This window comes from Terrabacter lapilli (assembly GCF_039531305.1).
Taxonomy (GTDB): Bacteria; Actinomycetota; Actinomycetes; order Actinomycetales; family Dermatophilaceae; genus Terrabacter; species Terrabacter lapilli.
This window is the reverse complement of sequence record NZ_BAAAPU010000003.1, coordinates 890,946-902,354: the sequence shown is the minus strand read 5'-3', so window position 1 is coordinate 902,354 and position 11,409 is coordinate 890,946. Positions and strand designations below refer to the sequence as shown.

The following is an 11,409-nucleotide window of genomic DNA, read 5'->3' as shown; positions in this document are numbered from 1 at the left end:
CTCGGCCGAGACGTCTCTCGACCCCTCGACAGGCGGGTGGCCGTGTGCCACGCCATCCTCGGCCTGCCGGCCCACCAGCGCCTGCTGCCCCGGGGCATCGGCCCCGGCCGTCGTGGCCGTGGCGCTGTGTGCCGCCGGCGTGAACGGGTCGGACCCCGTGTCGCAGACGCCCGCCCCGACGCCCGCGGGCGGAGACGGCGACAGCAGGTGAGCTCGCCGCGCCGGGCCGTCTCGCATGACACACTCGCCCCATGCAGCACCTGTCCGATGCCGAGTTCGAGGAGGCTGTGGGCGATGCCCTCGACTCCATCCCGGCGGACCTGGCCCGGGCGATGGACAACGTCGTGGTGCTCGTCGAGCAGGAGCCCCCGGGCGACGAGCCGGACCTGCTCGGCGTCTATGACGGGACCCCGTTGACCGACCGTGACGGCTGGTGGAGCGCGGGGGCCCTTCCGGACCGCATCACGATCTTCCGGGGACCGCTCGAACGGATGTGCGCCACCGTCGAGGAGCTGCGCGAGGAGATCGCCATCACCGTGGTCCACGAGGTGGCGCACCACTTCGGGATCGACGACGCGCACCTGCACGAGCTGGGTTGGGGTTGAGGGGCCGTTGTCTCCGATTCGGGACGGTTTCGACACTCCGGTCGTCGCACCTCTTCCCATCGCCCGCGGCGAGGGTTAACGTCGAAGAACCGTCAACCGATCGGATGGAGGTGCGCGAAGATGTTCTCTCCCACACGATCGCACTGTGAGCCGCTCGGCCCGTGAAGGTACACGACTGATCGAAGGGGAAGGCCAGTGGGCCTTCCCCTTCGCGTTGCCGGCGCCTCGGTTCGGGGCCACTGCGCGCTGTGCAGGCGCCTCCCTCGGGCTGTGGCTGCGGGCGCCACTAGGGTTCTGGGATGACGACTTCCTCCGACAAGATCGTGGTGACCGGTGCGGCCGGGAAGGCGGGCCGCGCCGCCGTCACCGAGCTGCTCGAGCACGGCTACGACGTGACGGCCACGGATGTGAGTGCTGCCCCCGCAGGCCTGGGCGCCCCCTTCCTGCGCGCCGACCTGACGGACCACGGCCAGGTCGTCGACGTCCTCGACGGCGCGGACGCCGTGGTCCACCTGGCCAACATCCCGGCCCCCGGGCTGCGGCCGGCCGCGCGCACGCTCACCGACAACACGACCATGAACGCGCACGTCTTCCTGGCCGCCCGGACGCTCGGGCTCCGAAAGGTGGTCTGGGCCTCCAGCGAGACCACGCTGGGGCTCGCGTTCGGACCGGAGACTCCCCCGCGCTACGTGCCGGTGGACGAGGACCACTACCCGCACCCCGAGTCGACGTACGCCCTCTCGAAGGTGCTCTCCGAGACCATGGCAGCGCACATCAGCGCCTGGAGCGGCATCCCGTTCATCGGCCTGCGGTTCAGCAACATCTTCACGGACGAGGACTACCGCGCGGTCCCCACGTTCCAGTCGGACGCGACGAGCCGGATGTGGAACCTGTGGGGCTACATCGACGTGCGTGACGCCGCGGCCTCCTGCCGCAACGCGCTCGAGGCCGAGGCCACCGGCTCCGTCAACGTCATCATCGCCAATGACGACACCATCATGGAGCGGCCGAGCGCCGAGCTGCTCGCCGAGGTCTTCCCCGGCGTCGAGATCAGGGGCCGGCTCACCGGTCACGAGACCCTGCTGTCGAACGCGCTGGCCCGTCAGGTCCTCGGCTTCGAGCCCCGGCACAGCTGGCGGCGCGGTCTATCGGCCTGACGCAGGTCGCCGGACACGCAGAAGGGCCCGGTCGTCGACCGGGCCCTTCCAGGCCATGTGTGCCGCGGAGCGCTCAGATGGAGTACTCGCCGGAGAAGGACTCGAAGACCCACAGGCAGACGGCGACGATGCCGACGAAGGCGCCGATGATGAAGAGCCACCAGCCGACCGCGAGGCCGGCGAACATGATGGCGCCGGAACCGGCGAGCCACAGCGGCGTCCAGGAGCTGGCGACGAAGTAGCCGTAGTTGCCCTCGGCGTCCTCGATCTCGCCACTTGCGTTGTCCTCGGGGCGCAGCGGCAGCTTCTTGCCCGTCATGTACAGGTAGAAGCCCGTGAGTGCGAAGAGCAACGCGCTGAGGGTCAGCGCCGTGGTGCCGATCGGCTCCCACTTCGACCAGAAGCCGTAGATGAGGGTGACCGGGACGAAGAACCCGAGGAGGTAGAGGAAGAGCTTGGTCTCGATGCGCATCGGGTCAGTGCTCCCGCTTCTCGTTCTCGGAGGTGGCACGGTGCGCACCGCTTGCTTCATGCTCCCCGCGGACGTCGGCCGGCCCCATGACCTGCACGAGGGTGCCCTGGTCGGCGACCGGCGCCTGTCCTGCGGCTGACTCCGGGTGGTGCAGGTCGAAGGCGGGCCGCTCGGAGCGGATCCGCGGCAGCGAGGTGAAGTTGTGCCGCGGCGGCGGGCAGGAGGTGGCCCACTCGAGCGAGGCGCCGTAGCCCCACGGGTCGTCGGACTCGACGAGCGGGGCGTGCCGCCAGGTCTTCCACACGTTGTACATGAACGGGATCATCGAGGCGCCGAGCAGGAAGGCACCGAGGCTCGAGACGATGTTGGCCGCCTGGAACCCCTCCTCCGGCAGGTAGTCGGCGTAACGACGGGCCATGCCCTCGACGCCCAGCCAGTGCTGGATGAGGAAGGTGGTGTGGAAGCCGATGAACAGCATCCAGAAGTGGATCTTGCCGAGCTTCTCGTCGAGCATCCGACCGGTCAGCTTGGGCCACCAGAAGTAGAAGCCGGAGAACATCGCGAACACCACGGTCCCGAAGACGGTGTAGTGGAAGTGCGCGACGACGAAGTAGCTGTCGTTGAGGTGGAAGTCCAGGGCCGGGCTGGACAGGATGATGCCGGTCAGGCCACCGAAGAGGAAGGTCACGAGGAAGCCGATCGCCCACAGCATCGGGGTCGCCAGGACGACCTTGCCGCCCCACATCGTGCCGATCCAGTTGAAGAACTTCACACCGGTGGGCACGGCGATGAGCATCGTCATGACGGCGAAGAAGGGTAGGAGCACCTGCCCGGTCGCGTACATGTGGTGGGCCCAGACGCTGGCCGAGAGCGCTGCGATGGCGATCGTGGCGAAGACGAGGGTCTTGTAGCCGAAGATCGGCTTGCGGGAGAAGACCGGCATGACCTCGCTGATGATCCCGAAGAACGGCAGCGCGATGATGTAGACCTCCGGGTGCCCGAAGAACCAGAACAGGTGCTGCCAGAGCATCGCCCCGTTGTTCTGCGGGTCGAAGATGTGCATCCCGAACCGCCGGTCGCCGCCGAGGGCGAACAGGGCCGCTGCGAGGATCGGGAAGACGAGGATCGCCAGCAGCGAGGTGACGAGCACGGTCCACGTGAAGACCGGCATGCGGAACATCGTCATGCCGGGGGCGCGCAGGCAGATGATCGTGGTGATGAAGTTGACGGCGCCGAGGATGGTGCCGAAGCCGGCGAGCGCGAGGCCGAAGACCCACAGGTCACCGCCGAGACCCGGCGTGTAGCTCGCGTCGGACAGCGGCGCGTAGGCGTACCAGCCGAACGACGCCGCACCCTGCGGCGTCAGGAAGCCGGCAGAGGCGATGAGGCCGCCGAAGAGGTAGAGCCAGTACGCGAGCATGTTGAGCCGCGGGAACGCGACGTCGGGCGCCCCGATCTGCAGCGGCATGACGGCGTTGGCGAACCCGGCGAACAGCGGCGTCGCGAAGAGCAGCAGCATGATCGTGCCGTGCATCGTGAACAGCTGGTTGTACTGGTCGACGTTGTCGACGACCTGGAGCCCGGGCGACATGAGCTCGGCCCGGATGAGCAGGGCCAGGACGCCGCCGAACAGGAAGAAGACGAACGAGGTGATGAAGTAGAGGTTGCCGATGACCTTGTGGTCGGTCGTGGTCACCCACTTGACGAAGGTCTGGCCCTTGGACAGGCGCGGCCGGGCAGGCCGCACGCCCGTGACGGTGGCCTCGCGGTTGAGGGTTGCTGATGTCATCGGTTGCTCTCAGTCCGGGCAGGTGCGGGGATCTTCTGGATGTCGCCGGAGACCATCGACTCACGGCTGACGTCGACGGGGATGAGGCCTTCCTGGCCGATGGACCGGAGGCGCGCCATCTCCTGGTCGTACTCGTTCTGCGGGACGACCTTGACCATGAACAGCATCTGCGAGTGGTAGGCACCGCAGAACTCGGCGCACTTGCCCTGGAAGGTGCCGACCTGGGTGGGCGTGACCTGGAAGCCGTTGGTCTTGCCCGGGATGATGTCCATCTTCATGATGAAGGCGGGGATCCAGAAGCTGTGGACCACGTCGCGGGAGTTGAGCACGAACTGCACCCGCTTGTTGACCGGCAGGTAGAGGACCGGCATCTGGGCCCGCTTGCCGGTGGTGCCGTCGAGCTCGGTGTGGACGCCGGTCTCGTGGACGTTGGAGTCGACGTAGTTGAAGTCCCAGCTCCACTGCTTGGCGACGACGCTGACCGTCAGGTCCTTCTTCGTGTTCGTGTCCACGAGGGCGGCCTCGTCACGGGCCGTGTACCAGAAGAACACGGCGATCATGAAGACCGGGATGACGGTGTAGAGCAGCTCGAGCGGGACGTTGTAGCGAAGCTGGACGGGCAGCGAGCCGTCGTCGTCCTTGCGCCTGCGATAGCGCACGGCGGCGAAGATGATGAGGCCCCACGTCAGCGCACCCACAGCGAGCACCGCGATCCAGCTCGGGATCCAGAGTGAGGTGACGAGCCGTCCGGTGTCGGAGACCGCCGGTGGCAGGAAGCCGTCGGACGCCTGCGTCTGGCAGCCCCCGAGGGCGAGCGTCGCGAGTCCAGCGATGCCGGCGGTGCCGACCAGGCGGCGGCGCCCGGTCCGTGCCACCACCGACGTCACCACGGGCGTGGCCGCTGGGGTGTCTTCGTGCTCAGGCACCAGGTGCACCTTTCGTTCAAGTACATGGGCGCGCGTGGCGCGCAACGAGCTAGTTCACGTCAATCCGTAGGGCCGGCAAGGCCCACGGCGCAACCCTACCGCCCCATTCGTGACGCTGTCCGTAGGGGGCGGCTAACGTTGCGGGGTGGCCAGTCACGATCCGGGAACGAACCTTGGACCCGCTGTGCCGGCCTCCACGCAGACCCCCTTACCCACGCCGGGAGCGCCGCCGCATCCATCGGCTGACGGGTCCGCGCAGCAGTCCCGCCGCCTCCTCGACGCGGCCGCCGGACCGCTGCACCCGGTCGCTCGCGAGACCCTGCGCGCCGCCGTCGAGGTCGGCTGGGCGGACCCCGACCGCCTGCACGCGGAGGGGCGCCGTGCCCGCTCGCTGCTCGACCGCTCACGCGAGGTCCTAGCCGCTGGGCTGGGGGTCCGTCCCGCGGAGGTGAGCTTCCTGCCCAGCGGCCCCGCGGCGCTGGCTCGGGCCGTGGACGGGGTGGCGTATGCCGCCCGCCACCGCGGAGCGAGGATCGTGGCCTCCGCGGTGGAGCACTCCGCCGTGCTCGTGCCCGCCCGTGCGGGCGCTGCCCGGGCTGACGACCCCTCGCTGCTCGCCGAGGTGCGCGTCGACGGGACGGGACGGCTCGACCTCGACGCCTGGCGCGAGGCTCTGGCCGTGCCCGGGACGGTCGTGGCCGCACTGCAGAGCGCCAACGGCGAGGTGGGCACCCGCCAGCCGCTCGCCGCGGCCCGGGATCTGTCCGCAGCCCACGGCATACCCCTGGTCGTCGACGCCATGGCCTCCCTCGGGCGCGACGACGTCCCGACCGACTGGGACGTGCTGGTCGGCGACGCCCGCTCGTGGGGCGGACCGCCGCTCGGCGTCCTCGTCGTCCGCGAGGGCGTCCGGTGGCAGTGGGCCGACGCGAGGGCCCACGTGGAGCACGGGCGGGCGGACGTCACGCCGTGGGTGCCGCTCGCCCTCGCCGCGGCGGAGGCCTGGCAGCAGGCCGCCGCCAGCCGGCCCGACGACGCACGCACGACACGGGCGCTCGTGGCGTCGATCCGCGAGGCCGCCTCTGCTGTGCCCGACACCCAGGTCGTCGGGGACCCCGACGACCGTCTCCCCCACGTCGTGACGTTCTCGAGCCTCTACGTCGACGGCGAGGCCGTCGTCGGTGCGTTCGACCGGCGCGGTTTCGCCGTCGCCAGCGGGTCGGCCTGCACGTCCAGCACCCTGGAGCCGAGCCACGTCCTCGCCGCCATGGGGGTGCTGACCCACGGCAACGTCCGCGTCACGCTGCCCCTGCCCGCTGTCTCCCCCACCGTCGCCGAGGACGTCGCGGCGTTCACGACCGCTCTGGCGCCCACCGTCGCCGGCGTGCGCGCCGAGCTGGGCGTGGCGGGGCTGTGACCGCCGAGACCGTGGTCGACGCGCGCGGCGAGCGGTGCCCGCTGCCGGTGATCCGCCTGGCCCGGCTCGTGCAGGAGACGCCCGACGTGGGTGTCGTCGTCCTGCTCGCCACCGACCCGGCCGCCGCGCACGACGTGCCCGCCTGGTGCCGGATGCGGGGGCACCGCTACGTCGGCGCGCGTCCGCACGCCGACCACACGGCCTACGTCGTCGAGGTGGTCACGCCCAGCACGCCGGAAGAGGCGCGCTGAGCACCGTCGGCAGGATCGCGAGGTACTCGTCCCTCGGGACCTCGCGGACCCCGAGGGTGGCCAGGTGCGGCGTCTGCCACTGGACGTCGACGAGGCGACGCGGGTCGCCGTCGGCCAGCAGCAGGTCGCGCAGGCCCACGAGGGCGACCTTGGAGGCGTCGCGCACGTGGTGGAACATCGACTCGCCGGCGAAGAGACCGCCGATCGCGACGCCGTAGAGCCCGCCGACGAGCGTGCCGTCCTGCCACGCCTCGACCGAGTGCGCCCACCCGGCCCGGTGCAGCTCGACGTAGGCGTCGATGATCGCCGGGGTGATCCAGCGACCGTCCCGGTCCGGTGCCGCGCACCCCTCGATGACGCCGAGGAAGTCGGTGTCGACCCGCACCTCGAAGTGCCGGAGCGTCTTGCGCAGCGAACGACTCACGTTGAGCTCGCGCGGGCGCAGCACCCCGCGCGGGTCGGGCGACCACCACCCGATCGGCTCCGACCCGTGGTCGCCGATGCCCATGGGGAACACCCCGACCGAGTACGCCTCGAAGAGCGTGGCGACCTCGAGGTCCGCACCGATGCCCACGAGGTCCTCCCCCGCGGGGACGCGGTCGAGCGCGAAGTCCCACGACGTCGACGGCGGTGGTGTGGGCACTGGCGGGCTCCCGGCTCTCGTCACGGCTGCTTCACGCGGTGGTGCGCGTCCCCGGTGGTCGTGGGGACCTCAGGGCCGAGGGCAGGAGATGTGCGGCTCGATCTCGTCGGCGGACTCGGGGCCGTACGCCTCTGCCAGGCGCTCGAGGAAGCGCTTCTTGCCGAGGGCGTACTCCTGGGTGCCCACCGTCTCGATGACGTAGGTGGCGAGCATGGAACCGAGCTCGGCGCAGCGCTGGACGGGAAGCCCGACGGCCAGGCCGGTGAGGTAGCCGGCCCGGAACGCGTCGCCGACCCCCGTGGGGTCGGCCTTGCGCACCTCGCGCGCCACCTTGACCTCGACGGGCTCCTCGCCGCGCACGCGTACCGTCACGCCGTCCTTGCCGCGGGTCTTGACCTGGACGCGTACGCGCTCGGCGAGCTCCTCCTCGCTCCAGCCGGTCTTCTGGCAGGCGAGGTGGCTCTCGTACTCGTTGGTGAAGAGGTAGTCGGCGCCGTCGATGAGCCGCTCGATGGTCGGTCCGTCGCAGAAGGCCAGCTGCTGCGACGGGTCGGCCGCGAAGGGGATGTCCCGGGAGCGGCACTCGTCGGTGTGGCGCAGCATCGCCTCCGGGTCGTTGGCCCCGATGACGACGAGGTCGAGGCCTCCGACGCGCTCGGCGACCGGGGCCAGCTCGATGTCACGCGCCTCGGTCATGGCGCCCGCGTAGAACGTCGCGATCTGTGCCATGTCACGATCGGTCGTGCAGATGAAGCGGGCGGTGTGCTGGGACTCGGAGTAGTGGACGGCACCGCAGTCGACCCCGTGCCGCTCGAGCCAGCTGCGGTAGTCGGTGAAGTCCTCGCCGACCGCGCCGACCAGCAGTGGCCGTTGCCCCAGGTTGGCCATGCCGAAGGCGATGTTCGCCGCCACGCCCCCACGCCGGACCTGCAGGTCGGAGGTGAGGAACGACAGGGAGATCTTGTCGAGCTGCTCGACCACGAGCGAGTCGGCGAAGAGACCGTCGAAGGTCATGAGGTGGTCGGTGGCTATGGAACCGGTGATCGCGATCTGCACGGGACGAACCTACCCGTCCCAGGGGCAGCCCCGACCACCGCGCGACCGGGGAGGGCGGCCGGGCACGCAGAAGGGCCCGACCATGGTGGTCGGGCCCTCCCGGACGTGCTGGAGGCCAGGCGGCTCAGCTGAAGGAGTCACCGCACGCGCAGCTGCTGCCGGCGTTCGGGTTGTCGATCGTGAAGCCCTGCTTCTCGATCGTGTCGGCGAAGTCGATCGTGGCGCCCTCGAGGTAGGGGGAGCTCATCCGGTCGACGACGACCTCGACACCGTCGAAGTCGCGGACGAGGTCACCGTCGAGGCTGCGCTCGTCGAAGTAGAGCTGGTAGATCAGGCCCGAGCAGCCGCCGGGCTGGACGCCCACACGCAGGCGCAGGTCGTCGCGACCCTCCTGCTCGAGCAGGCTCTTGACCTTCGCGGCCGCGACGTCCGTCAGGACGACGCCGTGGGCGGGAGCCTCGGTCTGAGCCTCGGCGGGAGATGCGTTCGTCTCGACACTCATGTGTTGGTCCTTCACGTCGTGGAGCATGGGTCTGGAGTGACAACCCATGCGGCGCCGGATGTGTTCCCGGACGCCTTACCACCATACGTCCGGGGTGGGGGTCAGGAGTGCACCTCCCCTCCGGGAAGCGCAGCCGGCGTCACGAGGCGGACGGCGACCAGGTGCGTGCGACGCGGGCGCTCCGGTCGGCGAGCCGTGCGGCGGGGTCGGTTAGCGCGGCCGCCACCTGCTCCGGGCGCTCCGCGACGGCATACACCCCCGAGAGCCCGGCCGACATGGCTTCGCGGCGGCCGACGAGCGACTGGCCCGGCACCGCGATGACCGGGACGCCGACGCGCCCTGCCGCCTCCGCGACCCCGACGACCACCTTGCCGCGGAGGGACTGCCAGTCGAAGCTGCCCTCCCCCGTGACGACCAGGTCGGCGGAGGCGACGAGGTCGGTGAACCCGACGGCATCGAGCACCGCCTCCACTCCCGAGACCCGCCGCGCACCGAGCAGGTGCAGCGCGTAGCCGAGGCCCCCGGCGGCGCCGGCTCCCGGCTCCCGCTCGGGCCTGAGCAGGGTGCCGGTCAGCAGGTCCTTGGCCGGCGGCCGGACGCGGGCCACGACGCTCGCGAAGTGCCCGAGCGCGTTCTCGAGCCGCTGCGCGTCCTCCTCGGACGCGCCCTTCTGCGGGCCGAAGACGGCGCTCGCCCCCTTGAGCCCCAGCAGGGGGGAGTCGACGTCGCTCGCGATGACGAGGTCGATCCCCCGCAGGCGGTCGCGAGCGGCGTCGAGGCCGGCGACGTCGGCCGGCGTGGTGGCGCCGAGCGCCAGGCCCCCGCGGCCGAGCCGTTCCGCAGGCCCGACCCCGAGCGTGGCCAGCAGTCCCGCCCCCGCGTCGTTGGTGCCGGAGCCGCCGAGGCCGATGACGACGCGCCGGGCGCCGGCGTCCAGCGCCGCCACCACGAGCGTGCCCACGCCCGTGGTCGTGGTCCGGGTGGGGTCGCGCTCGTCGGGAGCGAGCAGGTGCAGGCCCGCGGCCTGGGCGGACTCCACGTATGCCGTCCGCCCCCCGGCGCCGGTCGTCAGCAGGATCGACCCGGGCACCTCGCGGCCCAGCGGGTCGGTGGTCACGACCGCGTGCACCTCTCCCTCGAGGTTCTCGGCCAGGACGTCGATGAAGCCGGGACCGCCGTCGGAGAGGGGCACCAGGGTGAGCCGGTCGGCCGGCGCGGTGCGGCGCCATCCCTCGGCGATCGCCGCGGCGGCCTGGCCCGCCGTGAGGGTGCCGGTGTAGCAGTCGGGGGCGATGATGACGTGCACGGCCGCATCCTGCCACTGCCGGTCGGGGCAGTCGGTGCGGCGGCATACGATTTGGCCATGACCACCGACATGGCAGCGGCGGCTCCCGCCCCGCTCCCCCTCCTCGTGCTCGGCCACGGCAGCGACCTGCACACCGAGCGTGGCGTCGAGTGCCCGGGCGAGCTGCCCTCGCCCTCCGACCCAGACCTCGTCGAGCGGGCCCGTGCCGCCAAGGCCGCGCTCGGTGACCGGGTCTTCGTCCTCGGGCACCACTACCAGCGCGACGAGGTGATCGAGTTCGCCGACGTCACCGGCGACTCGTTCAAGCTGGCCCGCGACGCCGCGGCGCGTCCCGACGCGCCCTTCATCGTCTTCTGCGGCGTCCACTTCATGGCCGAGTCCGCCGACATCCTCACGAGCGACGAGCAGACCGTGATCCTGCCGGACCTCGCCGCCGGGTGCTCGATGGCCGACATGGCCGCCATCGCGCAGGTCGAGGACTGCTGGGAGCAGCTCTCCGCGGCCGGCGTCGCCGAGCAGACCGTCCCGGTCACCTACATGAACTCCTCGGCCGCCATCAAGGCGTTCACCGGGCGCCACGGCGGCACCATCTGCACGTCGTCCAACGCCCGCACGGCCCTCGACTGGGCCTTCGAGCAGGTCGGCGGCATCGGCCTGGACGGAACCGGCACCGGCAAGGTGCTCTTCCTGCCCGACCAGCACCTCGGCCGCAACACCGCCGTGCGCGAGCTCGGCCTCTCGCTCGACGACTGCGTCGTGTGGGACCCGCACCGCCCGGGCGGTGGCCTGACCCGTGAGCAGCTCGAGCGCGCCCGGATGATCCTGTGGCGCGGGCACTGCTCCGTGCACGGCCGCTTCTCCGTCGAGGCCGTCGAGGCGGCACGCCGCGAGATCCCGGGCGTGAAGGTGATCGTGCACCCCGAGTGCCGCTACGAGGTCGTCGAGCTGGCCGACGAGGTCGGGTCCACCGAGAAGATCATCCAGACGATCGCCGCCGCACCCGCCGGCACCTCCTGGGTCGTGGGCACCGAGCTCAACCTCGTGCGCCGCCTCGCGCGGGAGTTCCCCGAGCAGCGCATCGCCTTCCTCGAGAAGAACGTCTGCTACTGCTCGACGATGAACCGCATCGACCTGCCCCACCTCGTCTGGGCCCTCGAGTCTCTGGTCGAGGGGCGCGTCGTCAACCCGATCCACGTCGACCCCACCGTCGCGGCCCAGGCCCGGGCGGCGCTCGACCGGATGCTCGCCCTGCCCGGCAAGACCCACAAGGACTGACACCGGGTGC

Annotated in this window: 12 protein-coding genes; 5 read left to right on the top strand and 7 right to left on the bottom strand. The window is 71.1% G+C overall.

The window, feature by feature from the left end; genetic code table 11:
- The first annotated feature begins 251 nt into the window (after positions 1–251).
- The gene (locus ABD241_RS05580; RefSeq protein WP_344059260.1) at positions 252–605 is read left to right on the top strand and encodes a metallopeptidase family protein; all 354 of its coding nucleotides are present in this window, start codon (positions 252–254) and stop codon (positions 603–605) included.
- Between the two features lie 299 nt (positions 606–904).
- Complete coding sequence (locus tag ABD241_RS05575) at positions 905–1,762, top strand: NAD-dependent epimerase/dehydratase family protein (RefSeq protein ID WP_344059258.1); 858 nt, start codon at positions 905–907, stop codon at positions 1,760–1,762.
- 73 nt (positions 1,763–1,835) lie between these two features.
- On the opposite strand, the gene ABD241_RS05570 is transcribed toward ABD241_RS05575, so the two are convergent.
- From ABD241_RS05570 to ctaC, 3 genes are read right to left on the bottom strand one after another with little or no spacing between them, the layout of a single operon-like run.
- Complete coding sequence (locus ABD241_RS05570; RefSeq protein ID WP_344059256.1) at positions 1,836–2,234, bottom strand: cytochrome c oxidase subunit 4; 399 nt, start codon at positions 2,232–2,234, stop codon at positions 1,836–1,838.
- A 4-nt stretch (positions 2,235–2,238) separates the two neighbouring features.
- Positions 2,239–4,023, bottom strand: a complete 1,785-nt coding sequence (ctaD, locus tag ABD241_RS05565; RefSeq protein WP_344059254.1) for an aa3-type cytochrome oxidase subunit I — start codon at positions 4,021–4,023, stop codon at positions 2,239–2,241.
- Positions 4,020–4,949, bottom strand: a complete 930-nt coding sequence (gene ctaC / locus ABD241_RS05560) for an aa3-type cytochrome oxidase subunit II (protein WP_344059252.1) — start codon at positions 4,947–4,949, stop codon at positions 4,020–4,022. Before ctaC ends, ctaD begins: the two co-directional genes overlap by 4 nt.
- Before the next feature lie 184 nt (positions 4,950–5,133).
- On the opposite strand from ctaC, the gene ABD241_RS05555 reads away from it, so the two are divergent.
- The gene (locus ABD241_RS05555) at positions 5,134–6,366 is read left to right on the top strand and encodes a cysteine desulfurase family protein (RefSeq protein WP_344059250.1); all 1,233 of its coding nucleotides are present in this window, start codon (positions 5,134–5,136) and stop codon (positions 6,364–6,366) included.
- Positions 6,363–6,617, top strand: coding sequence for a sulfurtransferase TusA family protein (locus tag ABD241_RS05550; protein WP_344059248.1), 255 nt, complete (start codon positions 6,363–6,365; stop codon positions 6,615–6,617). The genes ABD241_RS05555 and ABD241_RS05550 overlap by 4 nt, the downstream gene beginning before the upstream one ends.
- Here ABD241_RS05550 and aat read toward each other — a convergent pair.
- The 4 genes from aat to ABD241_RS05530 all read right to left on the bottom strand — a co-directional run bounded on the left by aat (position 6,586) and on the right by ABD241_RS05530 (position 10,124).
- Positions 6,586–7,260 carry a leucyl/phenylalanyl-tRNA--protein transferase gene (gene aat, locus ABD241_RS05545; RefSeq protein WP_344059246.1) on the bottom strand — a complete coding sequence of 225 codons (675 nt, stop codon included), beginning with the start codon at positions 7,258–7,260 and terminating at the stop codon, positions 6,586–6,588. The genes ABD241_RS05550 and aat overlap by 32 nt on opposite strands.
- A 69-nt stretch (positions 7,261–7,329) precedes the next feature.
- Entirely contained in the window at positions 7,330–8,316 is a 987-nt protein-coding gene (locus tag ABD241_RS05540) for a carbohydrate kinase family protein (RefSeq protein ID WP_344059244.1), read from the bottom strand.
- Between the two features lie 124 nt (positions 8,317–8,440).
- On the bottom strand, positions 8,441–8,818 hold the full coding sequence (gene erpA, locus ABD241_RS05535) for an iron-sulfur cluster insertion protein ErpA (protein WP_142186853.1): 378 nt from the start codon (positions 8,816–8,818) through the stop codon (positions 8,441–8,443).
- A 139-nt stretch (positions 8,819–8,957) separates the two neighbouring features.
- A complete protein-coding gene (locus tag ABD241_RS05530; protein WP_344059242.1) occupies positions 8,958–10,124 on the bottom strand; it encodes a glycerate kinase family protein in 1,167 nt (388 codons plus the stop codon).
- A gap of 57 nt (positions 10,125–10,181) precedes the next feature.
- Between ABD241_RS05530 and nadA the strand changes: the two genes are divergently transcribed.
- On the top strand, positions 10,182–11,399 hold the full coding sequence (gene nadA, locus ABD241_RS05525) for a quinolinate synthase NadA (protein ID WP_344059240.1): 1,218 nt from the start codon (positions 10,182–10,184) through the stop codon (positions 11,397–11,399).
- Positions 11,400–11,409: the final 10 nt, after the last annotated feature.